At 64.5% G+C, this 26,844-nt stretch carries 22 protein-coding genes and 1 pseudogene; 11 read left to right on the forward strand and 12 right to left on the reverse strand.

The genetic code is table 11. The features are described from left to right. Positions 1-7 precede the first annotated feature (7 nt). On the forward strand, positions 8-1,615 hold the full coding sequence (locus H3221_RS24220; protein ID WP_196476909.1) for an ATP-binding protein: 1,608 nt from the start codon (positions 8-10) through the stop codon (positions 1,613-1,615). Positions 1,616-1,828: 213 nt separating this feature from the next. On the opposite strand, the gene H3221_RS24225 is transcribed toward H3221_RS24220, so the two are convergent. Then, positions 1,829-2,533: a 4'-phosphopantetheinyl transferase family protein gene (locus H3221_RS24225; protein WP_196476910.1), complete on the reverse strand. Its 705-nt coding sequence runs from the start codon at positions 2,531-2,533 to the stop codon at positions 1,829-1,831. Between the two features lie 851 nt (positions 2,534-3,384). Between H3221_RS24225 and H3221_RS24230 the strand changes: the two genes are divergently transcribed. Continuing rightward, positions 3,385-5,259, forward strand: a complete 1,875-nt coding sequence (locus H3221_RS24230) for an MFS transporter (RefSeq protein WP_196476911.1) — start codon at positions 3,385-3,387, stop codon at positions 5,257-5,259. A gap of 133 nt (positions 5,260-5,392) precedes the next feature. Here H3221_RS24230 and sugE read toward each other — a convergent pair whose 3' ends face one another. The 3 genes from sugE to H3221_RS24245 all read right to left on the reverse strand — a co-directional run bounded on the left by sugE (position 5,393) and on the right by H3221_RS24245 (position 7,806). Then, positions 5,393-5,707, reverse strand: coding sequence for a quaternary ammonium compound efflux SMR transporter SugE (sugE, locus tag H3221_RS24235; RefSeq protein WP_160017440.1), 315 nt, complete (start codon positions 5,705-5,707; stop codon positions 5,393-5,395). Between the two features lie 143 nt (positions 5,708-5,850). Next, a complete protein-coding gene (locus H3221_RS24240) occupies positions 5,851-6,798 on the reverse strand; it encodes a bile acid:sodium symporter family protein (RefSeq protein ID WP_160017441.1) in 948 nt (315 codons plus the stop codon). 147 nt (positions 6,799-6,945) lie between these two features. Beyond that, complete coding sequence (locus tag H3221_RS24245; protein ID WP_178094664.1) at positions 6,946-7,806, reverse strand: MurR/RpiR family transcriptional regulator; 861 nt, start codon at positions 7,804-7,806, stop codon at positions 6,946-6,948. Between the two features lie 211 nt (positions 7,807-8,017). Here H3221_RS24245 and zwf point away from each other — a divergent pair, with 211 nt between their 5' ends. From zwf to H3221_RS24280, 8 genes and pseudogenes are all read left to right on the forward strand, one after another. Further along, positions 8,018-9,487 carry a glucose-6-phosphate dehydrogenase gene (gene zwf / locus H3221_RS24250; RefSeq protein ID WP_196476912.1) on the forward strand — a complete coding sequence of 490 codons (1,470 nt, stop codon included), beginning with the start codon at positions 8,018-8,020 and terminating at the stop codon, positions 9,485-9,487. Beyond that, on the forward strand, positions 9,474-10,187 hold the full coding sequence (gene pgl / locus H3221_RS24255) for a 6-phosphogluconolactonase (RefSeq protein ID WP_196476913.1): 714 nt from the start codon (positions 9,474-9,476) through the stop codon (positions 10,185-10,187). Before zwf ends, pgl begins: the two co-directional genes overlap by 14 nt. Before the next feature lies 1 nt (position 10,188). After that, a complete protein-coding gene (locus H3221_RS24260; protein ID WP_196476914.1) occupies positions 10,189-10,860 on the forward strand; it encodes a bifunctional 4-hydroxy-2-oxoglutarate aldolase/2-dehydro-3-deoxy-phosphogluconate aldolase in 672 nt (223 codons plus the stop codon). A gap of 300 nt (positions 10,861-11,160) precedes the next feature. Continuing rightward, positions 11,161-12,045: pseudogene (locus H3221_RS25980) on the forward strand (methyl-accepting chemotaxis protein); the annotation flags it as partial. Between the two features lie 198 nt (positions 12,046-12,243). Continuing rightward, entirely contained in the window at positions 12,244-12,948 is a 705-nt protein-coding gene (locus H3221_RS25985) for a methyl-accepting chemotaxis protein (protein WP_372241825.1), read from the forward strand. A 432-nt stretch (positions 12,949-13,380) separates the two neighbouring features. Next, positions 13,381-13,914: an REP-associated tyrosine transposase gene (locus H3221_RS24270; protein ID WP_196476916.1), complete on the forward strand. Its 534-nt coding sequence runs from the start codon at positions 13,381-13,383 to the stop codon at positions 13,912-13,914. A gap of 208 nt (positions 13,915-14,122) precedes the next feature. Continuing rightward, a complete protein-coding gene (locus H3221_RS24275) occupies positions 14,123-14,557 on the forward strand; it encodes a YciI family protein (protein ID WP_196476917.1) in 435 nt (144 codons plus the stop codon). A 2-nt stretch (positions 14,558-14,559) separates the two neighbouring features. Continuing rightward, complete coding sequence (locus H3221_RS24280) at positions 14,560-14,979, forward strand: VOC family protein (protein WP_196476918.1); 420 nt, start codon at positions 14,560-14,562, stop codon at positions 14,977-14,979. 188 nt (positions 14,980-15,167) lie between these two features. Here H3221_RS24280 and ggpS read toward each other — a convergent pair whose 3' ends face one another. The 6 genes from ggpS to phhA all read right to left on the reverse strand — a co-directional run bounded on the left by ggpS (position 15,168) and on the right by phhA (position 23,036). Further along, positions 15,168-17,426 (reverse strand): glucosylglycerol-phosphate synthase, encoded by a 2,259-nt coding sequence (ggpS, locus tag H3221_RS24285; protein ID WP_196476919.1) that lies wholly within the window; start codon positions 17,424-17,426, stop codon positions 15,168-15,170. A gap of 289 nt (positions 17,427-17,715) precedes the next feature. Beyond that, positions 17,716-18,966, reverse strand: coding sequence for an MFS transporter (locus tag H3221_RS24290; protein ID WP_196476920.1), 1,251 nt, complete (start codon positions 18,964-18,966; stop codon positions 17,716-17,718). 145 nt (positions 18,967-19,111) lie between these two features. Continuing rightward, positions 19,112-20,455, reverse strand: a complete 1,344-nt coding sequence (locus H3221_RS24295; RefSeq protein WP_196476921.1) for a DUF2254 domain-containing protein — start codon at positions 20,453-20,455, stop codon at positions 19,112-19,114. 84 nt (positions 20,456-20,539) lie between these two features. After that, positions 20,540-21,739, reverse strand: coding sequence for an amino acid aminotransferase (locus H3221_RS24300; RefSeq protein ID WP_196476922.1), 1,200 nt, complete (start codon positions 21,737-21,739; stop codon positions 20,540-20,542). Next, a complete protein-coding gene (locus tag H3221_RS24305; protein WP_196476923.1) occupies positions 21,736-22,092 on the reverse strand; it encodes a 4a-hydroxytetrahydrobiopterin dehydratase in 357 nt (118 codons plus the stop codon). Before H3221_RS24305 ends, H3221_RS24300 begins: the two co-directional genes overlap by 4 nt. A gap of 158 nt (positions 22,093-22,250) precedes the next feature. Continuing rightward, entirely contained in the window at positions 22,251-23,036 is a 786-nt protein-coding gene (gene phhA, locus H3221_RS24310; RefSeq protein WP_196476924.1) for a phenylalanine 4-monooxygenase, read from the reverse strand. A gap of 404 nt (positions 23,037-23,440) precedes the next feature. Here phhA and H3221_RS24315 point away from each other — a divergent pair, with 404 nt between their 5' ends. Next, positions 23,441-24,994 carry a sigma-54-dependent transcriptional regulator gene (locus H3221_RS24315; protein WP_196476925.1) on the forward strand — a complete coding sequence of 518 codons (1,554 nt, stop codon included), beginning with the start codon at positions 23,441-23,443 and terminating at the stop codon, positions 24,992-24,994. 105 nt (positions 24,995-25,099) lie between these two features. On the opposite strand, the gene H3221_RS24320 is transcribed toward H3221_RS24315, so the two are convergent. Both H3221_RS24320 and H3221_RS24325 read right to left on the reverse strand, forming a co-directional pair. After that, complete coding sequence (locus H3221_RS24320) at positions 25,100-25,660, reverse strand: nucleoside deaminase (protein WP_196476926.1); 561 nt, start codon at positions 25,658-25,660, stop codon at positions 25,100-25,102. 230 nt (positions 25,661-25,890) lie between these two features. Then, positions 25,891-26,778, reverse strand: a complete 888-nt coding sequence (locus H3221_RS24325; RefSeq protein WP_196476927.1) for a LysR family transcriptional regulator — start codon at positions 26,776-26,778, stop codon at positions 25,891-25,893. Positions 26,779-26,844 lie beyond the last annotated feature (66 nt).

Here is a 26,844-nt window from a genome sequence, read left to right on the forward strand (position 1 = left end):
GGCGGCCATGAACTCGATCTTCCTGCGCATCTATGGCGGCATGCTCGCCGCGCTGGTGCTGGTGGCGCTGCTGGGGGTCGGCACCCTGCACCTGGTCAACGAGGTGCGCGGTGATCAGTATCGCGAAGGGCTGGCGCGCGGCACCTTTCGCCTGATGGCGGACAACCTGCTGCCGATGAACGAGGTGGAGCGCAAACGCGCCCTGGTGGTGTGGTCGCGCCTGCTCGGCATCCCGCTGGAGCTGCAGGCCCTGAGCGAAGTGTCGCTGGAAAGCAGTGAGCGCAATCGCCTGCAGCGCGGCCATGTACTGGTGCAGCAGACAGGCCCGCATTCGGCCAAGGTCTATGGCCTGCTCGATGGCAAGCAGCCGCTGCTGTTGACTGGCGAGATCCAGCAGATCAGCGAGCAGCTGGCGCGGGCCACCAACTACCTGCTGATCGACGAACTGGTTCGCTACCCGGTGCATGAGCAGCCGCAGCGTCTGGCCGAGCTGAAGGCGGCCAAGCAGTTCGGCTTCGACCTGCAACTGGTGCGACTCGAAGAGGCCACCATCGACCTCGACCAGCGTCGCCGCATCGACGAGGGCGATACGGTGATGGCGCTGGGCAAGGGCGGTGACTCCATCTACGTGTTCTCCGGCATCGTCGATACGCCCTGGGTGCTGGAGATCGGCCCGCTGTACCAGATGAACCCTTATCCGCCGCAGCTGCTGGTGCTGATCGGCGCGCTGGGCCTGAGCCTGATTGGCCTGATCGTCTATTTGCTGGTGCGCTCGCTGGAGCAGCGCCTGCGTGTGCTGGAAAGCGCGGCCACACACATCGCCAGCGGTCGCCTGGATGCGCGGGTGCCGGCGCGCGGCGCGGATTCGGTCGGGCGCCTGGCCAGCAGCTTCAACGCCATGGCCGAGCACCTGCAGACGTCCCTGAGCACCCAGCGTGAGCTGGTGCGCGCGGTGTCCCACGAGCTGCGCACGCCGGTGGCGCGGCTGCGTTTCGGCCTGGAGATGATTGCCGACGCGCCGAGTGAAGCTGCCCGGCGCAAATACATGGACGGCATGGACAGCGATATCCAGGACCTCGACAAACTGGTCGACGAGATGCTGACCTACGCGCGCCTGGAGCAGGGTTCGCCAGCGTTGAATTTCCAGCAGGTGGAGCTCAAGGCGCTGATCGATCAGGTGATCGACGAGCTGGCGCCGCTGAGCAACAAGGTGCGCGTGGAGTGTGGGGCGGTGCTCAGCGTGCAGGCCGAGGGCGCCTGTTGGGTCGAAGCCGAGCCACGCTACCTGCATCGGGCGCTGCAGAATCTGGTGAGCAACGCTATGCGTTATGCCGAAGGCAAGGTGCTGATCAGTTGCCAGGTCGGCTACAAGCGTTGCCGCATCGACGTCGAGGATGACGGGCCGGGCGTGCCGGAAGAAGCCTGGGAGCGCCTGTTCAGCCCCTTCCTGCGGCTCGACGATAGCCGCACGCGAGCGTCCGGCGGGCATGGCCTGGGGCTGTCCATCGTGCGCCGGATCATCTACTGGCATGGCGGCCGGGCGCAGATCAGTCGCAGCGACAGCCTCGGCGGCGCGCGTTTCAGCCTGGTGTGGCCACGGCGGCAGGGGGAGTAAGGCGCGATTGCGTGTGGGGCCTGGTGCGCATGGCGCACCCCACTGTTCCCGGACTTCATCCGGGCTACGCCGCGACCGCCGCCTGACCGATCCACCTTGGTGCCTGGGTGGTGGATGGGAAAAGCGTCATCCACCCTACGTAGCGCACTGTGCAGTGACCGTAGGGGGCGCCGTGCGCACCGGGTTATCCACCTGTGACGGGGTGTCCCGTGGTCATGCCGCCACGGCCACCAGGCTCAGCACCTTGTTGTCGAATAGCACGAACTGGCCATCCAGCTCGGCGCCCTCGCGCCAATCCGGGTGCAGGTCGATCAGCAGACGCAGGCGCGCGCTGTCGTGGTCGATCTCCAGCAACTCGGCGTCATGGAAATAGAAGCGCGTCAGGGTCAGCGGGTAGAGCGCCTTGAACAGGCTTTCCTTGAGCGAGAAGGTCAGGCTGATGCGTGCGGCGCGGGTCTCGTCGTCCAGGTCCGACAGGCGTTGCAGTTCAGCTGGCGTAAGGATTTCACCCTGCAGACGCTGGGCGCGCTCGGCCGGCAGCAGGCGCTCGACGTCCAGGCCCAGGGCGCGCCATCGATGGTCAGGCGCGACCAGCGCAGCCGCCCAGTTGTCGCCGTGGGTGATGGAGCCGACCACGCCACGCGGCCATTGTGGCGCCCGGTCTTCGCCGACTGCCGGCACGCTGGCTTGGCCGGTCACGCGGCGCAGCGCTTCGCGGGCGCACAGCCGCCCGGCCAGGTACTCGGCCTGACGCTTGGCCACGCCGCGCACCGGGGCGATGGCGCAGCGCTCGAAGTCATCCTCTGTGAGCAGGGCCGGATCGAAGTGCGTGCTGATCAACTGCGCGCCGGCAAGCGCGGTTGGCAGCGGGTTGTGCGTGTCGAGAGGGCTGCAGCAGGCGGGGTGGTGAGCGTTCATGGATGCGATTGTGCCGCGCGGCGGACCGTGCAGTCATCCGCCGTTTACATTTCTTTGCAGCCAGGTAACAAAGCTAAACGGACGCTTGCCCTGGCTTTTGTCAGACTGCGCTGGCATTCCCCAGGGAATGCAGGTGAGGTTGTAGTCAGTGCGAAGGCACTGACGTTTTCTCCGAGTTCGAGAACGGTAGCCCGGTTGGGCTACCGTTTTTTTTTGCGCTGCGTCATGTACGGCGTGCGGATTCTGCAGTGCGCGCGGCGCACCCTGCGGGATGCCGAGATACCTAGGGCGGATCACGCTGCACCGATCCATCGCTCTGGTGGATGTAAAAAGCGACATCCACCCTACGGGAGGGTGGCCAGGTTTCGTAGGGTGCGCCGTGCGCACCGCGGTTTCAGGGGCGTCTTGGTGCGCGCGGCGCACCCTGCGGGATGCCGAGATACCTAGGCGGATCACGCTGCACCGATCCACCGCTCTGGTGGATGTAAAAAGCGACATCCACCCTACGGGAGGGTGGCCAGGTTTCGTAGGGTGCGCCGTGCGCACTGCGGTTTCAGGGGCGTCTTGGTGCGCGCGGCGCACCCTGCGGGATGCCGAGATACCTAGGGCGGATCACGCTGCACCGATCCACCGCTCTGGTGGATGTAAAAAGCGACATCCACCCTACGGGAGGGTGGCCAGGTTTCGTAGGGGGCGCCGTGCGCACCGCGGTTTCAGGGGCGTCTTGGTGCGCGCGGCGTACCCTGCGGGCTGTATCGCCAAGGCGTTCGCATTTGTCCTGTGGCTTTCGTGGGTGGATTTGCAGTCAAATGCCTGTGCGGGCAAATCTACCCCCGCGAGGACCATGGACGATGACCCAACAATCGCAATTCGCCCTGCTCGGCAAGAAGCGTTTTCTGCCGTTTTTCGTGACGCAATTGCTCGGCGCCTTCAATGACAACATCTTCAAGCAGTCGCTGATTCTCGCCATCCTCTTCAAGCTCAACACGGGCGCCGACCGCGATCTGCTGGTCAATCTATGCGCCTTGCTGTTCATCCTGCCGTTCTTTCTGTTCTCCGCCCTCGGCGGGCAGTTTGGCGAGAAGTTCGCCAAGGACGCGCTGATCCGCAAGATCAAGTTCGCCGAGATCGGCATCATGCTCGCCGGCGCTGCCGGGGTGCTGTTGGATAACCTGCCGCTGATGCTCGCCGTGCTGTTCGCCATGGGTACGCAGTCGGCGCTGTTCGGCCCGGTGAAGTATTCGATCCTGCCGCAGCATCTCAAGGAAGAGGAGCTGGTGGGCGGCAACGCCCTGGTGGAAATGGGCACCTTCCTGGCGATTCTGGCTGGCACCATCGGCGCCGGCATCATGATGGCCAGCAGCAGTTATGCGCCCATCGTCGCTGGTTCGGTGGTCGGTGTGGCGCTGCTCGGTTACCTGGCCAGCCAGGGCATTCCGCGCGCGGCAGCGGCCATGCCGATGCTGCCGCTGGACTGGAACATCTTCCGTCAGTCCTGGGTGATCATGAAGCTCGGCCTGGGCCAGCGTCCGGCGGTGTCGCGCTCGCTGGTGGGCAACTCCTGGTTCTGGTTTCTCGGCGCGATCTACCTGACGCAGATCCCGGCTTATGCCAAGGAGTGGCTGTACGGCGACGAGAGCGTGGTGACGCTGATTCTCACCGTGTTCTCGCTGGGGATCGGCCTGGGCTCGATGCTTTGCGAGCGCATGAGTGGGCACAAGGTGGAGATCGGCCTGGTGCCGTTCGGCTCCATCGGCCTGACCCTGTTCGGCATCCTGCTGTGGTGGTTCTCCGGTGGCTTCCCCGAGGGCGCTGCGCCACATGACTGGCTGGCGTTGCTGGGCTACGGCCAGGCCTGGTGGATTCTCGGCTGCATTCTCGGCATCGGTCTGTTCGGCGGTTTCTACATCGTGCCGCTGTATGCGCTGATCCAGTCGCGCACCGCCGAGCACGAGCGGGCGCGGGTGATCGCGGCCAACAACATCCTCAATGCGCTGTTCATGGTGGTCTCGGCCATCGTCGCGATCCTCTTTCTCAGCGTCGCCGGGCTGTCGATCCCGCAGCTGTTTCTGGTGGTGTCGCTGATGAACATCGCGGTCAACAGCTACATCTTCAAGATCGTCCCCGAGTTCAGCATGCGCTTTCTCATCTGGCTGCTGGGGCATTCGATGTACCGGGTCGAGCACAAGGGGCTCGACGCAATTCCCGACGAGGGGCCGGCGGTGCTGGTGTGCAACCACGTCTCGTTCGTCGATGCGCTGCTGATCGGTGGCGCGGTACGGCGGCCGGTGCGCTTCGTCATGTACTACAAGATCTACGACCTGCCGGTGCTCAACTTCATCTTCCGCACCGCCGGCACCGTACCGATTGCCGGGCGCAACGAAGATCTGCTGATCTACGACGCCGCGTTCAGAAAGATCGCCGAGTACCTGCGCAACGGTGAGCTGGTGTGCATCTTCCCCGAAGGCAAGCTGACCGCTGATGGTGAGATCGATGAGTTCAGGTCGGGGGTCGAGCGCATTCTCGAAGAAAACCCGGTGCCGGTGATCCCCATGGCGTTGCAGGGCTTGTGGGGCAGCTTCTTCAGCCGCGATCCGCACAAGGGCATCTTCAAGCGCCTGTGGTCGCGGGTGCGCCTGGTGGCCGGAACCCCGATTGCGCCTGAGCAGGCCAAGCGTGAGGCGCTGCAGGCACAGGTGGTGGCCTTGCGTGGGGATTGGCGTTGATGAAGGTGCGCGCGGCGCACCTTGCGGATCACCTGATTTCGTAGGGTGCGCCGTGCGCACCGAGGTTTCGGTGGCGTTCTGGTGCGCATGGCGCACCCTACGGATTATCTGGTTTCGTAGCGCACCCGCTTTTCTAATGGCTCATCTTGAGCCCGATCAGCCCGCAGACGATCAGCGCCACGCTGGCCAGGCGCAGCAGCGCCATGGATTCGCCGAACAGGATGATGCCGGCGATTACCGTGCCCACGGCGCCGACGCCGGTCCAGATGGCGTAAGCGGTGCCCAGCGGCAATTCCTTCATGGCCAGGCCGAGCAGGCCCAGGCTGACCAGCATGGCGCAGACGGTGAGCAGAGTGGGCAGCGGGCGGGTGAAGCCTTCGGTGTATTTCAGGCCGATGGCCCAGCCGACCTCGAACAGGCCGGCGAGAAACAGAATGATCCAGGACATGTGACCTCCAGTAGGTGCTGAAGGGGCCGTCCCCGGATGAGCCACCCTGGCGTCAGGGTGCGGAGGTCGTCCTCGCGTGCGCCATTATTGTGCACATCGGCGCATCCGGGGCAAGGCGCCCCGGATTGGTGCGAGGTGTCGGGTCAGTTGGCGCCTTTCTCCTGCCCCCGGTCCATCCGCCGATAAAGGGTCGCCAGCAGTGGACCGGACAGGTTGTGCCAGACGCTGAACAGGGCGCTGGGCACGGCGGCCAGCGGGCTGAAGTGGGCGCTGGCCAGGGCGGCCCCGAGGCCGGAGTTCTGCATGCCGACTTCGATGGACAGCGTCTTGCGCTGCGCCAGCGACATGCCGAACAGGCGTCCTGCCAGGTAACCCAGGCCCAGGCCGATACCGTTGTGCAGGATCACCACGGCCATGATCAACAGGCCCGATTCGGCGATTTTTCCCTGGCTGGCGGCGACCACCGCAGCCACGATGGCGACGATGCTCACCACGGAAATCAGCGGCAGCACCTCGACGGCGGTTTTCACCCGTTCGCCGAGCAGGCGCTGGGCGATCAGGCCGAGGGCGATGGGCAGCAGCACCATCTTGAGGATGGAAATGAACATGGCGCTGAACGACACCGGCAGCCATTCCGAGGCCAGCAGCCAGATCAGCGCCGGGGTGACGAGCGGGGCGAGCAGGGTGGTGACGGCGGTGATCGACACCGACAGCGCCAGGTCGCCACGGGCGAACCAGGTGATCACGTTGGAGGCGGTGCCGCCTGGGCAGCAGCCCACCAGGATCACCCCAACGGCGATTTCCGGCGGCAGGGCAAAGGCCTGGCACAGCAGCCAGGCGGTGCAGGGCATGATGATGAACTGGGCCAGCACACCAAGCAGCACCGCCAACGGGCGCCGGGCGACTTCCTGGAAGTCCGCACCCTTGAGGGTCAGGCCCATGCCGAACATGATCAGCCCGAGCAGCGGGACGATCCAGGCCGTCAGCGGCAGGAACCAGCCGGGCTGGAAGAACGCCATGACGGCGAACAGCAATACCCAGATGGCGAAGGTGTTGCCGATGAAACGGCTGAGGGCAATCAGTGCTTGCATGGCGGATTTCCTGGCAGGTTCGGAAAAACCGGCAAGCCTACCAGAAGTGTCCAGCGCACCAGAACTGAAGGAGCCGGCTTGCCGGCGATGCCTTTCCGAGGAACTCCGATACGACGGATCGCCTGCAAGCTGGCTCCTGCTGAAGTCTTACAGCGGTTCTTCATCCGCCGGGTAGCGACTGGCGCCGAGGCTTTCCTTGATCTTGCGCAGGTGCGGCTGGAAGTCCACGCCACGGCGCAGGGTGACGCCGGTGGCGAGCACGTCGAGCACGGTGAGCTGGATGATGCGCGAGGTCATCGGCATGTAGATGTCGGTGTCTTCCGGCAGCGGGATGTCCAGGCTCAGGGTGCTGGCCTTGGCCAGGGGCGAGCCGGCGGCGGTGAGGCCGAGCACCGAGGCGCCGTTCTCGCGGGCCAGGCGCGCCACTTCCACCAATTCGCGGGTGCGCCCGGTGTAGGAAATGATCACGAACAGATCACCGGTGTGCGCCACCGAGGCGATCATGCGCTGCATCAGCACGTCGGAATGCGCCGACACTGCCAGGTTGAAGCGAAAGAACTTGTGCTGCGCGTCCAGCGCCACCGAGGCCGAGGCGCCGAGGCCGAAGAAATGGATCTGCCGCGCCTGGATCAGCAGGTCGACGGCGCGGCTGACGTGCTGCGGGTCGAGGCTCTGGCAGGCGGTGTCCAGCGAGGCGATGGTGCTGCCGAAGATCTTCCGGGTGTAGGCCTCGGGGCCGTCGTCGGCGGACACCGCGCGGCTGACGTAGGCGGCGCCGCTGGCCAGGCTCTGCGCCAGCTGCATCTTCAGTTCCGGATAGCCGTTGGCGCCGAACGAGCGGCAGAAGCGGTTGACCGTCGGCTCGCTCACGCCAGCGGCCTGGGCCAGCGCGGCGATGCTGAAGCGCGTGGCCTGCTGAGGATCGTGCAGGATCACTTCGGCGACCTTGCGTTCGGCCTTGTTCAGGTCGTCAAGGCGGCTCTGGATCTGTTCCAGCAAGTTGCGCACACGGTCCATAAGGGCTCCTAACAGGCGGTTGAACGGGCTTGGCGACAGGCGATGGGCGGTAAGACAACCGGCCTATCCTACTGATGCCGCCCCAAGGTCACCACTGACTTATCGGATGTCGTGAATAATGTTGTTGCTATAACAACATTTTTCCTTGATAAAAGCAGTATCACCCGGTATTTCTAGTGCATCTTGATAAAAGAACAAACTCATGCCCGCGATGAAGCTTGAATCCTGCACCTTTGCCTTGTTCGGCGCGCTGGGCGATCTGGCCTTGCGCAAGCTGTTTCCTGCGCTTTACCAGCTCGATCGCGCCGGTTTGCTGCACGATGCCACGCGCATCCTCGCCCTGGCCCGTGAGGCGGGCGAGCCGAGCGGCCACCTGCGCGCCATCGAGCAGGCGTTGCGCCTTTACGTGCCGGCGAAGGAAATGGTGGAAGCCGACATGGCGCGGTTCCTGGCGCGTCTGAGCTACCTGAGCATGGATTTCCTCAAGGCCGAGGACTATGCGGCGCTGCTCGAACAGGTCAGCCCGCAGGATCAGTTGATCGCCTACTTCGCCACGCCCGCCTCGGTGTATGGCGGCATCTGCGCCAACCTGGCCGCCGTCGGACTGGCCGAGGGCACGCGGGTGGTGCTGGAGAAGCCGATCGGTCATGACCTGGCGTCCTCGCGTGCGGTCAACGATGCCGTGGCCCAGGTATTCCCGGAGAACCGCGTCTATCGCATCGACCATTACCTGGGCAAGGAGACGGTGCAGAACCTGATTGCCCTGCGCTTCGCCAACAGCCTGTTCGAAACCCAGTGGAACCAGAACCACATCTCCCACGTGGAAATCACCGTGGCCGAGAAGGTCGGTATCGAAGGACGCTGGGGCTACTTCGATCAGGCCGGGCAACTGCGCGACATGATCCAGAACCACTTGCTGCAGCTGCTTTGCCTGATCGCCATGGACCCACCCAGCGACCTGTCCGCCGACAGCATCCGTGACGAGAAGGTCAAGGTGCTCAAGGCGCTGGAGCCGATCAGCGTCGAGCAGCTCGGCCAGCGCGTGGTGCGCGGCCAGTACGTGGCCGGCAGCAGCGATGGGCGGCCGGTGCCGGGCTATCTGGAGGAAGAGAACTCCAATACCCAGAGCGACACCGAAACCTTCGTCGCCCTGCGCGCCGACATCCGCAACTGGCGCTGGGCCGGCGTGCCGTTCTACCTGCGCACCGGCAAGCGCATGCCGCAGAAGCTGTCGCAGATCGTCATCCACTTCAAGGCGCCGCCGCACTACATCTTCGCCCCGGAGCAGCGTCAGTTGATCGGCAACAAGCTGATCATCCGCCTGCAGCCGGACGAGGGCATCGCCCTGCAGGTGCTGACCAAGGATCAGGGCCTGGACAAGGGCATGCAGCTGCGCAGCGGTCCGCTGCAGCTGAGTTTTTCCGATACCTACCGCAGTGCGCGCATCCCCGATGCCTATGAGCGTCTGCTGCTGGAAGTGATGCGCGGCAACCAGAACCTGTTCGTGCGCAAGGACGAGATCGAATACGCCTGGCAGTGGTGCGATCAACTGATCGACGGTTGGCATCGTCTCGGCGAGGCGCCGAAGCCGTACACAGCCGGCAGCTGGGGCCCCATGGCGTCGGTCGCGCTGATCACCCGCGATGGCAGGAGTTGGTATGGCGATCTCTGAACTGAAACTGCCGCCAGGCGTGCAGGCCTGCCCGCACGATGGCGCCGAGCAACTGGCCCAGGCATTGGCCGTGCGCGTGGCCGATGCGCTGCGCCAGGCCATCACCAGTCGCGGCAAGGCCACCCTGGTGGTGTCCGGCGGTCGCAGCCCGGTGCCGTTCTTCGAGGCGCTGGCGCAGCAGCAGCTGCCCTGGGCGCAGGTGCTGGTCAGCCTGGCCGACGAGCGTTGGGTGCCGGTGAATCACGCCGGCAGCAACGAGGCGCTGGTGCGCCGTCACCTGCTGCGTGGCCCGGCCGCCGAAGCCCGTTTTCTCAGCCTCTACCAGGTCGCTGGCAGCCTCGAACAGGCGGCCGAGCTGGCCGATGCTGCGGTCGCCGAACTGACGCCGATCGACGTGCTGGTGCTGGGCATGGGCGACGACGGTCATACCGCCTCGCTGTTCCCACACAGCCCCAATCTGTACCAGGCGCTGCAGCCGGACTGCGCGCGCCGCGTGCTGCCGATGCTCGCCCCGAGCGAGCCGGCGCAACGCCTGACCCTGACCCTGCCGGTGCTGGCCAGCGCACGGCTGCCGCTGCTGGCGATCCAGGGCCAGGCGAAACTCAACACCCTGAGCGCGGCGCTGCTGCCGGGTGAGATCGCCCAGCTGCCGATCCGCGCGTTCCTCAATTCTCCTCTCGAAATCCATTGGTGCTCCTGACATGACCAGCCTCGACCCAAGCCAGCGTGTGCGCATGGCCGACAAAATCGCCGAGATCGACCGCATCTGCGCGCAGGCGCGGATCATGCCGGTGATCACCATCGCTCGTGAAGCGGATATCCTGCCGCTGGCCGATGCGCTGGCCGCTGGCGGCCTGCGCGTGCTGGAAGTGACCCTGCGCTCGGAGCATGGCCTGGAGGCGATTCGTCGCCTGCGTGCCGAACGTCCCGAACTCTGCGTTGGCGCCGGTACCGTATTGGATGAGGACATGCTGGCCGCAGCGACCGCTGCCGGTGCGCAGTTCATCGTCACGCCGGGCAGCACGCGCGAGCTGTTGCTGGCCGCGCTGGACAACCCGCTGCCGCTGCTGCCCGGCGTGAGCAGCGCATCGGAGCTGATGGTCGGCTACGCCCTCGGTTATCGCCGCTTCAAGCTGTTCCCGGCTGAGGTCTGTGGCGGTGTCGCGGCACTCAAGGCGCTGTCCGGGCCTTTCGGCGGGGTGCGTTTCTGCCCGACCGGCGGCATCACCCCGGACAACCTGCAGCGCTACATGGCGCAGCCCAATGTCATGTGCGTGGGCGGCACCTGGATGTTCCAGCGCGAGTGGGTGGAAAACAGCGATTGGGCGCGTATCCAGCAATGCAGCGTCGAAGCGCTGCAACTGCTTGGCTGATACGCGCGTGGCGGCGCCAACGCTGGCGTCGCCGTTGCAGAATATCGCTCCCGCTTAAAATCTGTGCCGTAGCGGTCGCCTGGTACGTCAGCTGATCCCTTGTGCTGGCTTCAACAAAAACAATTCTCCAGCGAAACCTGAAACATCCGCAGTTGGAGAATTGTCATGAACACCTGGTTCGCTAATCTCAGCGTTACCCGCAAACTCGCGCTCGGCTTCGGCCTGGTACTGGTGCTTACCCTGGCTCTGGCCTGGACCGCCTGGAGCGGCCTGGGCAGCGTGATCCAGCGCAGCACCTGGATGAGCGAGATCACCCAGCTCAATGCAACGCTGACCAACCTGCGTATCGCCCGCCTGCAGTTCATGCTGGCAAAGGGCGACGCAGCCAGCACCGAGCGTCTGCTGACCAACCTGAACGTCTATCTCGAGCAGCAGAAGAAGCTGCTGGGGACCTTCACCAATCCGGTCAACGTCAAGCTGCTGCAGGAGCAGTACCGCTACAACCAGGACTACCAGCGTTCACTGGCGGGTATGCGCGCAGCCTACACGGCCGTCGAGCAGGCACGTGGCCAGGTCAGTAGCGAAGACCAGCAACTGGGCGAGCTGCTGGGCGCGATGCGGCGCAGCGTGGAGCTGCTGCCGGAATACGACGGTCGTCGCTTCGAGCAACTGCAGGCGCTGACGCTCACTCATGGTGAGCTGCTGCGTCTGCGTTATCTGCTCGAGCGCTATGAAAGCGCACCTGATGCACAAACCGAGCAGGCCCTTGCCGAGCGCATAACCACTGCCCGCGACAGTCTCGATGCACTGGAGCAGGTTTTCGGTAGCGCCCAGCAGGATGCGGTACGGCGTATTTCCACTGCGCTCGGCCAGTTCGAGCAGACGGTGCAGGCGTTCAAGGCTGCCACTGCCGACATCGCCCGCACCCGCCAGGAAATGACCGATCAGCAGGGCGAGATCGTCCGTATCAGCGAAACGCTGTACAGGTTCCAGATGGAGCGCATGGCCATCGAAAGTGCCCAGGCGCGCAGTCTGCAGATTGGCGCCACGCTGCTGGCTCTGCTGTTCGGCATTCTGGCTGCCTGGATCATCACCCGTCAGATCACCCGCCCGCTGCAGGACACCCTGGGCGCGGTGCAGCGCATTGCCGATGGCGATCTGACCGCCAGCGTGCGGGTCGACCGCCGCGACGAGATGGGCCAGCTGCAGCAGGGTATCCAGCACATGGCCACGACCCTGCGCGAGCTGATCGGCGGCATCCGCGACAGCGTCACCCAGATCGCCAGCGCCGCGGAGGAACTGTCGGCGGTGACCGAGCAGACCAGCGCTGGCGCCAACAGCCAGAAGAGCGAGACTGACCAGGTGGCCACCGCCATGCATGAGATGTCCGCCACTGTTCAGGAAGTGGCGCGCAACGCCGAGCAGGCTTCGCAGGCGGCCAACGACGCGGACGGCCAGGCGCGCCTGGGCGACCAGGTGGTAGGCGAGGTGATTTCGCAGATCGAGCGTCTGGCTGCCGAAGTGGGGCGTTCTTCCGAGGCCATGACCGGCCTGCAGCAGGAAAGCGACAAGATCGGCAGTGTGATGGACGTGATCAAGTCGGTGGCCGAGCAGACCAACCTGCTGGCGCTCAACGCCGCCATCGAGGCAGCGCGTGCCGGCGAGGCGGGGCGCGGCTTTGCCGTGGTCGCCGATGAGGTGCGTGGCCTGGCGCAGCGTACGCAGAAATCCACCGAGGAGATCGAGGCGCTGATCGCCGGCTTGCAGAGCGGCACCCAGCAGGTGGCGGCGGTGATGCGCAACAGCCATAAACTCACCGACAGCAGCGTCGAGCTGACGCGCAAGGCTGGCGACTCGCTGGGCAGTATCACCCTTGCGGTGTCCAACATTCAGTCGATGAACCAGCAGATCGCCGCCGCAGCCGAAGAGCAGAGCGCCGTGGCCGAGGAAATCAGCCGCAGCATCCTCAGCGTGCGCGATGTCTCCGAGCAGACTGCCACTGCCAGCGACGAAACGGCCAAATCCTCGGCCGAGCTGGCGCGCCTGGGTGGCCAACTGCAATCCATGGTCAGCCGCTTCCGCGTTTGATTTGAGTTGGAGTCGGTGCGCGCGGCGCACCCTACGGGAACTGCGCCGTTCTACCTGTAGGGTGCGCCGTGCGCACCGAATGCGCCGAGATACGCCACCGTAGGGTGCGCCGTGCGCACCGAATACGCCGAGATACGTCACCGTAGGGTGCGCCGTGCGCACCGAATTCGCCGAGATACGTCACCGTAGGGTGCGCCGTGCGCACCGAATGCGCCGAGATACGTCACCGTAGGGTGCGCCGTGCGCACCGAATACGCCGAGATACGCCGAGATACGCCACCGTAGGGTGCGCCGTGCGCACCGAATACGCCGAGATGCGTCACCGTAGGGTGCGCCGTGCGCACCGAATGCGCCGAGATACGTCACCGTAGGGTGCGCCGTGCGCACCACCGACTATCCTGAATCTGCCGGCAAGGATTCAGGAGACAGGGAATGTCCAACTACCGCCGCGCTCGCGATGCGGGTGCCTGCTATTTCTTCACGCTGGTAAGCCATCAGCGCCTCCCGGTGTTGACCGATGCGCCATTGCGCGCAGCCCTGCGCCGCGCCATCGAACGCGTCCGTCTATACCGTCCGTTCGTCATCGAGGGCTGCGTGCTGTTGCCAGACCACCTGCATTGTCTTTGGCGCATGCCTCAGGGAGATGCAGATTTCGGGTCGCGCTGGTCGATGATCAAACGCCTGACATCCCAGGCAATCGCGATGCCTGGAGCGGTCAGTTTGAGCCGTAGCCTGCGCCGCGAGTCGGGGCTGTGGCAGCGGCGCTTCTGGGAGCATCGCATTCATGATGAAGACGATTACCAGCGGCATATGGATTACCTGCATTTCAATCCGGTGAAGCATGGCCTGGTCGGTCGTGTGGCGGATTGGCCGTGGTCGAGCTTTCATCGGTTGGTGGCGGAGGGCGTATATCCGGCCGATTGGGGCGGTGATGCAGTGGTGGACAACGGTGAGTACGGCGAATGACGCGGTACGCACGGCCTAGGCGGCCCCGCGACACCCTACGGATAGCGGCAGTTTTCGTAGGGTGCGCCGCGCGCACCAATTTTTTTCAATGGGCCTGTCGATTCTTCCGTCGCCTATTCGACTACTGCATAGAACCCCACTCTGGGTTCACTGTCAGCCGTAGGGAGACACCCTGCGCGCGACTTCGACTCGAACAAGGAGAAAGGCGATGCGTTTCATGGTGATTGTCAAAGCGACTGCGGATTCCGAAGCCGGCGTGATGCCCAGCGAAGAGCTGCTGACGGCCATGGGTCGTTATAACGAGGAGTTGGTCCAGGCAGGGGTGATGCTGGCCGGCGAGGGGCTGCACCCCAGCTCCAGGGGGGCGCGGGTGCGCTTCTCGGGGGCGCAGCGCTCGGTGATCGATGGTCCGTTCATGGAGACCAAGGAGCTGGTCGCCGGTTTCTGGATCTTTCAGTGTGAATCGCTGCAGGCCTGCATCGACTGGGTCAAGCGTTGCCCCAACCCCATGCCTGGCGAATCCGATATCGAGATTCGACAGATCTTCGAGGCCGAGGATTTCGGCGCCGAGTTCACCCCCGAGTTGCGTGAGCAGGAAGACCGTATTCGCGCGCGCATGAGCAGTGAAAATCAAGGAGCGTAACGATGAAGATGCATGCCTATCTGATGTTCGACGGCCAGTGTGAGGCCGCTTTCAACCGCTACGCCGAGATCTTCGGCGGTAACCTGGAGATGATGCGCTACGCCGACAGCCCTGAGGATATGCAGGTGCCGGACGAGTACCAGCAGCGTGTCATGCACGTCTGCCTGACCGTTGGCGATCAGTTGCTGATGGCCTCCGACAATCTGCCGCAGTACCCCTATGAGGGGATCAAGGGCTGTTCCGTTTCCCTGCAGGTAGACAACGTGCCGGAGGCCGAGCGCCTGTACGAGGCATTGTCGGAAGGCGGTTCGGTGCAGATGGAGCTGCAGGCGACCTTCTGGGCGACGCGCTTCGCCATGCTGACCGACCGTTTCGGCGTGTCCTGGATGATCAACTGCATGGTCGATAGCCAGCAGGGTTGAGCCTGTTCCATCCCTGTTGCCACCCAGATGCCTGAGTCCGCCTTGGTGCGCACGGCGCACCCTGCGACGGGAGCGGATGCAGTGCTGGGGAAGGGGAATGTGCCTTCGCGGCTGAAGCCGCTCCTGCCGAGTGAATGAACTCTGTAGGAGCGGCTGGGCGGCATTGCGTTTCAGCCGCGAAGCGCTTTTCAGCTCGCCAGCGTCAGCGGTGTGGACGTTTCCTGCACCTGCACGCCGGAGAGGAATTCCTCGCCCCAACGGCGAATGTCGTTGTAGCAGACGATATCGAACAGCTCGCGCAGGCGCGCCTGGGCTTCGCTTTTCGGCAGGTTCAGCGCCAGGTAGCAGGTTTGCGCCAGGTCGGCCGGATCGTGCGGGTTGGTCAAAAGCGCGCCCTTGAGCTCGGCGGCTGCACCCGCGAACTCCGACAGCACCAGCACGCCGCGCCCACCCAGCAGGCCCTGGGCGGCGACGAATTCCTTGGCCACCAGGTTGAGGCCATCGCGCAGTGGGGTGATCCACATGACGTCGGCCATGGCGTACCAGGCGCTGACTTCCTCGAACGGCAGGCTGCGGAAGAAGAACTGCAAAGGCGTCCAACCGATGCGGGCGAAGCGCCCGTTGATGCGGCCGACGGCCTGTTCGATCTGGCTTTGCAGTTCGTCGTAGATGGTCATTTCCTTGGCCGCCGGCACGCAGACGGTAACCAGGGTGACCTTGCCAATCAGCTCGGGGTTGTCGGCCAGCAGGCGTTCGTAGGCGTTGAGCTTTTCCAGAATGCCTTTGGTGTAGTCGAGCCGTTCCACCGAGAGGATCAGCTTCACGCCTTTCATTTCCTCGCGCAGCTGACCCATCAGTTCCTTGATCTTCGGCGCTTCCAGCGCATTGCGGACGCGCTCGATGTCCAGCCCGACCGGGTGCGCACCGAGCTTGACCTGGCGGGTGCCAGTGTCCAGCGCGGTGGTCATGCGCTCCAGGCCCACGGCGCAGCCATAGGTGATGAAGCGTGGCGCGCAGTTCTGCCGCTCCAGGGTCTTGAGCGGGAACACGCCACGGGCGACGTCGACGAAGTTTTCCACCTGCCGTGGGATGTGAAATCCGATGTAGTCGCACTGCAGCAGGCTGCCAACGATCTGCCGGCGCCAGGGCAGCACGTTGAACACGTCCGCCGAGGGAAAGTAGGTGTGGTGGAAGAAGGCGATGCGCAGGTCTGGGCGCAGCTCGCGCAGGTAGGCCGGGACCATCCACAGGTTGTAGTCGTGCAGCCAGACGATGGCGCCCTCGGCGGCCTCCAGCGCCGTGCGCTCGGCGAAAGCGCGGTTGACCTTGAGGAACACCTGCCAGTCGTCCTCGTTGAAGGTGGCGCGCTCCCAGAAGGTGTGCAGGGTCGGCCAGAAGGCTTCCTTGGAGAAGCGCTTGTAGAAGATGTCCACTTCTTCCTTGCTCAGTTTGACCCGCGCCGCGGTGAGCTTGGGATAGCGTTCGGCGTCCACCGTGGTGTGGCTGTCGAACGGCTCGTCGCCATCCTCGTGCACCGCCCAGGCCACCCAGGAGCCGGGTCGGCCATCACCGAAGAAGCTGAGCAGGGTAGGGATGATGCCGTTGGGCGAGGTCGGGCGACGGCGCTGCAGCTTGCCGGCGGCGTTGCGGTATTCCTCATAGGGCAGGCGGTGATAGACCATCACCAGCTCGGCCTTGCCCGGCTGCGCGGCCTGGCGGCGTTCGGCGGCGATGCCGTGCTCGCCGAGGAAGCCGAAGTGGGCGAAGGCTTCGAGAATGCCGCCGCAGCCAGGGCGAGTGGCGTGCAGGGTGCGCGAGTGGTGGGCGGTGGCCTCCAGTAGGGCGGTTTCCGACTGCCCGACGCACACACCGTGGAAGCTGGCGCTGAGCATGGACAGGTCGTTGAGCGTATCGCCGGCTGCCAGCACCTGGTCGTGACCCAGCTCCAGCCAGTCGGCCAGGGCCTGCAGGCTGCTGCCCTTGTTCACGCCCCTGGGCAGAAAGTCCAGGTACAGCTCGGCGGAGTAGAGCAGGTCGCAGCCCAGCTCATCGGCGATCTCGCGCAGCGCCGGGTTGGCCGCCTGTTCAGGTGTGCAGAAGTAGGAGCAGCGGCGCGCCTGCGGCACGTCCTGGCGCTCAAGGCCGAGCGGCTCGATGGCGCTGGCCACCTGGGTTTCGCCGGGCCAACGGGCGTCGACCACGCCTTGTAGCTGCTGGATCGGCTGCAGGCTGTCGCCATGCACCAGCGTCGCGCCGACGTCGGCGATGATGTAGTCAGGCTGAGGCAGCGTCGGATCGGCCAGCAGCGGCAGCACCGCCTCCAGGCTGCGCCCGGTGACGTAGGCGAGCTTGATCTCGGGATGAGCGGCGATGGTCTGATAGAGGCTCAGGCGATCCTCGGGATCGCCAGCGAGAAAGGTTCCATCCAGGTCGGTAGCAAGTAGCATCGTTGTTTCTCCAGAAGTGGCCGGTGCGGCTCGGCGCGAATGCGCGCGGCCGACGGGCCGGGTTTCTGGCTGCTTGGGGTAGGCTCAAGGCCTTGCCGAAACAGCCTTTAAGAATCTGTCCCAGGACTGCTGCGCGTCGGCCATGCTGCGTTGAAGTCGAGCATCAGAATGCTCATCTACAGCACGTAAAGTCGAACGCGACTCCGATCGCTTCTTCGCTCGACTTCGTGGGGCCGCCATCGGTATTGCCTGGCTATAGCTCGCGAGTCTTTGAACAGGTTCTATGACTTCAGGACTGAGTTGTCTCCTCCGTCGAATCATGGGGCGGTGCATCGGGCATCAGCTCCAGCACCGTGGGGCTGGTCCGCAGCATGGGCACGAAATGCGCGGCGTCGCCGCTGACCAGATCGCTGACATGGCGCAGCCGGTAAAAGGTGTAGGCGGCCAGCAGGCCGAGGGTGCTGGCGAAATACAGCGGCAGTGCGCCGGCGCCCAGATGTTCCATCAGCACGCCGGCCAGCAGCGGCCCGCATACCGAGCCGATGCCGTTGACCATCAGCAGGCTGGCGGAGCCGGAAAGGATCTCGTCGCTGTGCAACTGGTCGATCAGTTGCGCCACGGCGATGGGGTAGATGGCGAAGGCCAGGCCGCCCCAGATGAAGATGGCGCCGAGCAGCAGCGGGCCGGCTGGCAGCAGGCTCATGATCAGCGCCAGGGCGACTGCCAGTATCACGACCCAGAGCAGCACCTGGCGCCGGTCGTGGCGATCGGAGTAGATACCGATGGGCCATTGCAGCAGGGCGCCGCCGAGAATGGTGGCGGTCATCAGCAGACCGACGCCGGACGTATCGAAGCCGGCCAGGCTGGCGTAGACCGGCGCCATGCCCCAGAAGGCGCCGAGGGCCAGCCCGGACAAGCCCGCCGCGACGATGGCCAGCGGTGCGATAGTCCACAGCTGGCGCAGGTTGCTCGGCGGTGTCTCGGGCAGGCTCGGCTGTGCCTGGCGGGTGAGGGTAATGGGCATCAACGCGGCGCTGATGAGGATGGCGGCGATGGCGAACAGGGTGAACTGCACTGGGTCGGCCAGGTGCAGCAACTGCTGGGCCAGCGCCAGGGCGCCGAGGTTGACCGCCATGTACACGGCGAACACCTGGCCGCGCTTTTCGTTGGGTGCCTGGGCGTTGAGCCAGCTCTCGATGACCATGTACAGCGTTACCAGCCCCAGACCGTAGAGCACGCGCAGAAGCAACCAGACCCAGGGATCGATCAGCAGCAGATGGAGCAGGGCGGCGATGGCGGCCAGTGCAGCACAACAGGCGAACGCGCGAATGTGCCCGATACGTTTGACCAGCGGAGTCGCCAGCCAGGTACCGAGGAGGAACCCGACGAAGTACCCGGACATGATCAGTCCGAGCATCGTGGTGGAGTAGCCTTCGGCGACGCCACGCAGGGTCAGTAGGGTGTTGAGCAGACCATTGCCAAGCAGGAGTAACGCGACCCCGCTCAGCAACGAACTGATGGGGGCAATCAGGGACCACATGCGAACTACCCTAGGGAACTGTGCCCCTGATGGCAAGCATGAAGTACGCCATGTTTTTTGTGATCGGTTTATATCTGTTTGATTTTTAAAGGTTATTTTTACTGATGAACGGTCATGCAAAATTTTGGCGGCAAACTTGGCACCATCATGGTGCCTCCGTCGCGATTTGCAGGGGCGCCAGCGGCTGCTCCGAGTCCTGTAACGTGCGGTTGAGGCGCGCGATGAAATCGTTGATTTCCTCGCGCTCGCGACGCTCGGTCAGATGGCGCCCGGCGGTATCGCGCACGCTGCGCGCGTGACGCAGCAGGTCGGCGCGTTGCTGCGTGCTGGCGGGGCGATACAGCAGGTTCTTGAAGGCCTGCAGCAGGCTGACCAGTACGCTGACATCCGCCGCACCGTAGGCGCGTATCGGCCCCAGCAGTTGCAGCAACAACTGGTCCAGCGACAGTTCCTGGTAGCACAGCCGGGGTGGCTCGTCAGGCAGGCTGGCGAAGTCTCGCTCGGACAGCGCCAAGCGCCGACTCAGCAGCACGCTGAGCAGATCCACCGTCTTGATCGCCGTGCCCGGATCGTTGATGCCGGGGCTCAGTGCCTTCACGGCAATTTCCGACATCTGCCGGCAACCGAAGAAGTAATGGCTGCTGGCGTACTCTTCGATGAAGAAGTCGAAGCAGTCCAGCAGTTGCTGGCAGACGTCCTCGTCCAGCGGGCGTTCCAGGCGAAACAGCGGATGACCCTCGCTGACGAAGAAACCACGGTGGGCGAGTACCGTCATGCGTACCTGATGGCGACGCAGCAGCGTGTTGACCTCTTTGACGTTGAGTTCCTTGAGGTAGCCGTTGCGCTGCGCATTGACGGTGACCCAGCCGCTGTCGTCCGGCCACTGTGGCGCGGCGTCGCGCGAGGCCGGGCCGCCGCTGCAGGCATCGAGCTTTGCCAGGCTGGCGTTGTAGAGGTTGCTGAGGATGTGCTCGACCTGAATCGACTGCGAGATCGACCGGATGAAGTGCACGAACAGACCCAGGCAGGTGATGCCCTGCACCAGGGTGATCAGCACGCCGAGGCTCGGCACACGGTCGCTGTTGCCCTGTTCGATGGTGGTGATCAGCAGCAGTGCGTAGAGGATGCTGCCGAGGTAGATGCCCAGGGTTTTCTGGTGGCCCTTGCTGCTGATCAACCCTGGAATCACCCGTGGCGAAAGGGACGCGGCAGCGTTGTTGAGCACCACCATGACCATCGAGAAGCTGAACACCATCAGCGACAGAATGCCGGCCACCAGGGTGCCGAGAATCAACCTGGCGTTGTCGGCGTTGCGCACCAGGCCAAGATCGAAATGCCCCTTGAGCGCCATCATCCAGGGCTGGTATTCGATGGCCATGGTCAGCAGGCACAGCAGGAAGAAGCCGATGGCGATCAGCGTCGGGTAGAAGGCCAGGCTGTGGATGATGCGCTGGTAGGCGCGAAACAGGATGTTGCTGGGTACGGCCATTGGCGAATCCGTCGTGAATGGCGATGACCGCACTATAGCCGTGAAGTGGGCAGGCGGCGGTCTTTGAGACTACCGCCTGCGGACTCAGTTCACGCAGACCCGGGCGATGGCGTCGGCCAACTGATCCAGTCGGCTGGCGTCCAGCCCGGCGACGTTGGCGCGACCACTGCCGACCATGTACACGCTGAATTCCTCGCGCAGGCGTTGCACCTGCAGCGGCGACAGGCCGGTGTAGGAGAACATGCCGCGTTGCTCGGCTATGTGCGCGAAGCGCTCGCTCAGGCCATGCGGTGCCAGCGCCTCGACCAGGCCGTGACGCAGGCTGGCGACGCGCAGGCGCATGCTTTCCAGCTCGTCCAGCCACAGCGCCCTGAGTTCTTCGTCGCCGAGAATCTGCGCCACCACGGCGGCGCCATGGGCCGGTGGCGTCGACCACAGGTTGCGGGCAATGGACGCCAGCTGGCTACGGATGTCGACGAGCTTTTCGGCGTCGCTGGCGCAGACGATCAGCGCGCCGGTGCGTTCGCGGTAAAGGCCGAAGTTCTTCGAGCAGGAACTGGTGATCAGCAGCTCCGGCAGTTCGGCGGCGAACAGGCGCAAGGCCCAGGCGTCCTGCTCCAGGCCATCACCGAAGCCCTGGTAGGCGAAGTCGATCAGCGGCAGCAGTTCACGCGCCTTCACCACTTCCAGCACACGCTTGAAGTCGCGCGGGGTGAGGTCGAAGCCGGTGGGGTTGTGGCAGCAGGCATGCAACAGCACCACGTCGCCTTTGGGCAGGTGGGTGAGGGCGGCGATCATGGCCTCCACGTCGAGGCGATTGTCGGCGCCGACGTAGGGGTAGTGACCGACCTTGAGCCCGGCTTCGGCGAACAGGGTTTCATGGATCGGCCAGGTCGGATCGCTCAGCCAGATACCGCGCCCCGGCAGGCAATGGCGGATGAAATCACCCGCCAGGCGCAGGGCGCCGGTGCCACCTGGCGTTTGCGTCGCGCCGGCACGCTGCGCGGCGAGCAGGGCCGAGTCAGCGCCCAGCACCAGTTGGCTCTGCAGCGTGCCGAACGCCGCGTCGCCGTGACCACCGATGTAGGTCTTGGTCTGCTCGATATCGATCAGGCGCTGCTCGGCCAGCTTCACAGCACGTGGGATTGACGTCAGGCCCTGGGCGTCCTTGTAGACCCCGACGCCGAGGTCCAGGCGCGCCGGGTTGCTGTCGAGGCGATAGGCTTCCATCAGGCTGAGGATGGGGTCGCCCGGCACGCGGGCGACCTGGGCGAAATGGCTCACTTGCGGCCCTCGGCGCTGGCAGCCAGCACATCGGTGCGCGCGGCCATGATGAAGTCGTTGCGGTGCAGGCCGCGCATTTCGTGGCTCCACCAGGTGACGGTGACCTTGCCCCATTCGGTGAGCAGGGCCGGGTGGTGGCCGACTTCCTCGGCGATGGCACCAATCGCATTGGTGAAGGCCAGGGCATGGCGGAAGTTCTTGAACAGGTACACGCGCTCCAGCTCCATGTGGTCGCCGCGTACCTCGATGTTCCAGTCGGGGATCTCGCGGATCAGCTCGGCCAGTTCTTCATCGGATACTTTCGGCGCATCGGCGCGGCAGGCTTCGCATTGGGCTTGGGCAAGGCTGGTCATTTCAGGCTCCTTGAGTATTCGAGGTCAGAGCATAGAAGGTAAGGGATAGCGAACAGCTCCCTCTCCCGCTAGCGGGAGAGGGTTGGGGAGAGGGCGCTGATAGCTTCTACCCTCTCCCCCGAACCCTCTCCCATAAATGGGCGAGGGGAGCTAAAAGGTTACGCCGCTTTCGGCGGAAACTTCGGTGCGTGCAGGCCCAACTGCATGGCCTGATGCACCAGCGCCATGATGTCTTCATGAGCCAGCTCGAACAGGCGCTTGAGCTCGGGCAGGACGAAGTACACCGGTTGCAGGATATCGATGCGATACGGTGTGCGCATCGCCTCCAGCGCATCGAACGCCTGGTGCTCGGGGGCGTCGGACAGGGCGTAGAGGGTTTCCTTCGGCGACGAGAGGATGCCACCGCCGTAGATGCGCCGGCCGGCCGGGGTGTCGAGCAGGCCGAACTCGATGGTCAGCCAGTACAGCCGCGCCAGGTAAACGCGCTGCTCTTTCGTGGCCTTGAGGCCCAGCTTGCCGTAGGTATGGGTGAACTCGGCGAACCAGGGGTTGGTCAGCATCGGGCAGTGCCCGAAGATCTCGTGGAAGATATCCGGTTCCTGCAGGTAGTCCAGCTCCTCAAACGTGCGGATGAAGGTGGCGACGGGAAACTGCTTGCTGGCCAGCAGCTCGAAGAAGGTCTGGAAGGGGATCAGCGCCGGCACTCGCGCGACGCGCCAACCAGTGGTGGCTTCGAGCACCCGGTTGATCTCGGCGAGCTGCGGGATGCGCTCCAGCGGCAGGCCGAGCTGCTCGATGCCGTCCAGGTATTCCTGGCAGGCGCGGTTCTGAATCACGTCCAGCTGACGAGTGATCAGGGTGTTCCACACCTGATGTTCGCTTTCCGGGTAATGGATAAAGCCACTTTCGTCCGGGTCCCGGGCCAGGTACTGCGTACTCTTCATCGCTGCCTCCTTGAGGGGGCTGTTGTTCTTGTCTTGACCAGAGCATGCCGCCGATTGTTCGGGATGAAAGGGTGCCCATGAGCAGCGCTGCCCGGCATTGCGCTCAGAAACTGTAAAATTTTGATTACGGTTTTGCCGAAATGGCGGTTTTCCAGCTTGCTGGTTGGTTTTGCTGTCACATATTCTTGACGGAAATAATGCCGCCATTGTCGATTTGTGCGACTCGGCGGCCACAACAACAAGATCAAGACGCTGTTCACGGCCTCGCGAGCTAGAGCGATACAAGGCGAAAACGAGAGAGGAAGCGGAGTGTACTTTTGTACATGAGCATTCCGAGCTCGTTTTTAACGCAGTAGCGCCGACGCGCAGCAGGCCGTGGATGGCGTCTAACAAGAGCCCGAGCCATGCGTATCAAGGTCCACTGCCAGAACCGTGTCGGCATCCTGCGTGACATCCTCAACCTGCTGGTCGACTACGGCATCAACGTTGCCCGTGGCGAAGTCGGTGGCGAGCAGGGCAACGCCATCTACCTGCATTGCCCGAACCTGATCAATCTGCAGTTCCAGTCGCTACGGCCGAAGTTCGAAGCCATTGCCGGCGTTTTCGGCGTCAAGCGCGTGGGGCTGATGCCCAGCGAACGACGTCATCTGGAGCTCAATGCGCTGCTCGGTGCGCTGGATTTCCCCGTGTTGTCCATCGACATGGCCGGTAGCATCGTCGCCGCCAACCGCAGCGCCGCGCAGTTGCTCGGCGTGCGGGTGGACGAGGTGCCGGGCATGGCGCTGTCGCGCTATGCCGAGGATTTCGACCTGCCCGAACTGGTGCGCGCCAACAAGACGCGGATCAACGGGCTGCGGGTGAAGATCAAGGGCGATGTGTTCCTCGCCGATATTGCACCGTTGCAGAATGAACACGACGACAGCGAAGCACTGGCTGGCGCCGTGCTGACCCTGCACCGCGCCGATCGCGTCGGTGAGCGCATCTACCATGTGCGCAAGCAGGAGCTGCGCGGCTTCGACTCGATTTTTCAGAGCTCCAGAGTAATGGCGGCGGTGGTCAAGGAAGCGCGGCGCATGGCGCCGCTGGATGCACCGCTGCTGATCGAAGGCGAAACCGGCACCGGCAAGGAACTGCTGGCGCGCGCCTGCCACCTGGCCAGTCCGCGTGGGCAGTCGCCGTTCATGGCGCTCAATTGCGCCGGCCTCCCGGAATCCATGGCCGAGACCGAGCTGTTCGGCTACGGCCCCGGCGCCTTCGAAGGGGCGCGACCAGAAGGCAAGCTTGGTCTGCTCGAACTGACGGCGGGCGGCACGCTGTTTCTCGACGGCGTTGGCGAGATGAGCCCGCGTCTGCAGGCCAAGTTGCTGCGCTTTCTGCAGGATGGCTGCTTCCGCCGGGTGGGCAGCGACGAGGAGGTGTACCTGGACGTGCGGGTGATCTGCGCCACCCAGGTCGATCTGTCCGAGCTCTGCGCCCATGGCGAGTTTCGCCAGGACCTCTACCACCGCCTCAACGTGCTCAGCCTGCACATCCCGCCGCTGCGCGAATGCCTCGACGGCCTGGCGCCGCTGGTCGAGCACTTTCTCGATTCCGCCAGTCGGCAGATCGGTTGTGCGCTGCCGAAACTGGCGCCGCAGGCCTTCGAGCGCATGGCCCATTACCACTGGCCGGGCAACGTACGGCAACTGGAGAACGTGCTGTTCCAGGCGGTTTCGTTGTGCGATGGCGGTACCGTGAAGGCCGAGCACATCCGCCTGCCGGACTACGGCGCGCCGCAGCCCTTGGGCGAGTTTTCGGTGGAAGGCAGCCTCGACGATATCCTCGGACGCTTCGAGAAGGCGGTGCTGGAGCGGCTGTTCCACGACCATCCCAGCAGCCGCCAGTTAGGCAAGCGCCTCGGTGTTTCCCATACCACCATCGCCAACAAGTTGCGGCAGCACGGCCTGGGCAAGGAGTAGGGTGCGCCGCGCGCACCAATGCTCCGTTGGCCCTGGTGGATGCCCGCCGTTCTCGGTGCGCATGGCGCACCTTACGTCTGCAATTTTCGGTGCGCACGGCGCACCCTACGCTCGACGCCCGCCGCGCCAGGCTGCGACCACGCGCTCGCGCATGGATCGGCGGTCTTGCAGGCCGACGATGACCTGCTCGGCGAGATGCAGCCAGTAGGTATCGGCCGTAGCCCGAACCACTGAAAGGCCGGAGGCGAGGTTGGCCCAGGCCGGAGGCAGGCGCCCGTGGCGCAAGGCGAAGCCGCCATCGCGGTCGCGCGCCAGGTAGCGCACGCGAGTGATGCCGGCCAGCAGGATACGGCCGTAGCACATCAGGCACGGTTCGAGGCTGACATAAAGCGTCAGGCGCCCCCGGTCGATCTGGGCGTGCTCGGCTTCGAGCTGGTCGAGCACCTGCATCTCGGCGTGAGCGGCGCTGCTGTACGCCGCAGCAAAAACTTGATTCCGACCGCTGCACAACAGCTCACCTGCGTCATCCACCAGCAATGCGCCGACCGCATAACAGCCTTCCTCAAGCGCCAGCAGGGCCTGTTCGCAACAGAGTCGGGCCCAGGTGTCATCGACATGAGTGCTGGCGGGTGCCTGCTGCAGCAGGGCGAGGTACTCCGGGTTCATGCGTGCCTCCAGGGCCAAAAAGGCGTCGCGGGAGTATGGCCTGCCCTGTGACGGGTGCCCTACGACCTTGGTGCAATAGGCAGGGCAAGGGGCTACGGCGACACTGAGGCCGTCCCGATCATCCTGCGTGATTTGGGTGCAAGCGTTTCCGCATTCCTTTCGAGGAATGCCTTGAATGGGCGGGCGACCAAATTGGTCGCCCTTTTTTTTATCCGTGATTTCGCCTGGCGCTATACACCCTGGTTCAGCCGGTCGATCAGCGCGCGCACGCTGCCTGGCAGCGCATCCAGCTCACGCACCAGCATGCTGCGTTCGCGCACCGCCCAGGCTTCGTCCAGCTGCAGGATGGCCAACTGCATGGTGCGGCTGTGCCGACGTGCGGCCGACTCGGGGATGATGCCGATGCCGACGCCGCCTTCGATCATCCGGCAGATCGCCTCGAAGCTCGAGACCTGGATACGCAAGGCCAGGTTGCCGCCGAGTTTCTCCACCTGTTCGCGCAGGAAGCTCAGCAGGGTGCTGCCCTCGTGCAGGCCGATGTGCTGGTAGGCGAGGGTGTCGGCGAGGCTGACCGTCTGCCGCTGCGCCAGGGCATGACCCAGCGGCACGGCCAACACCAGGCGGTCGGTGCTGAAGTGCAGTACCTGCAGACCGGGTGCCTGCACCGGGCCGGCGATGATACCCAGATCCGCCGCGCCATCGAGTACGCCACGCACGATGTCGCGGCTCAGGCGCTCCTGCAGGTCGACGGTGACGCCGGGGCGTTCGGCGAGAAAACCGGCCAGCACCTCGGGGAGGAACTCGGTCACTGCCGTGGTGTTGGCGAAGATGCGCATATGCCCGGCGGCGTCGGTGCCGTATTCGGTGAATTCACTCTTCAGATAATCCACCTGGCGCATGATCAGCCGCGCATGCTGCAGCAGGCGCTGACCGGCCGGGGTCAGCTCGACACCACGGCTGTCGCGGTACAGCAGGCGGCTGCCGAGCTGACCTTCCAGTGCCTTGATCCGCGCGCTGGCAGCGGCCGGCGAAAGGAATGCCTTGCGCGCGCCCTGGGTCAGGCTGGGCGACTCGGCGATATGGATGAACAGGCGCAGGTCGGGCAGATCGAAGTGCATGGTGGTCTCGGTGCAGGTATGGACGCCGGGGGGGTGATCCGTTTCAGCCGCGACAGTTTTGCGTCA

Origin of the sequence: Pseudomonas chaetocerotis (assembly GCF_015712105.2) — a bacterium.
Taxonomy (GTDB): Bacteria; Pseudomonadota; Gammaproteobacteria; order Pseudomonadales; family Pseudomonadaceae; genus Aquipseudomonas; species Aquipseudomonas chaetocerotis.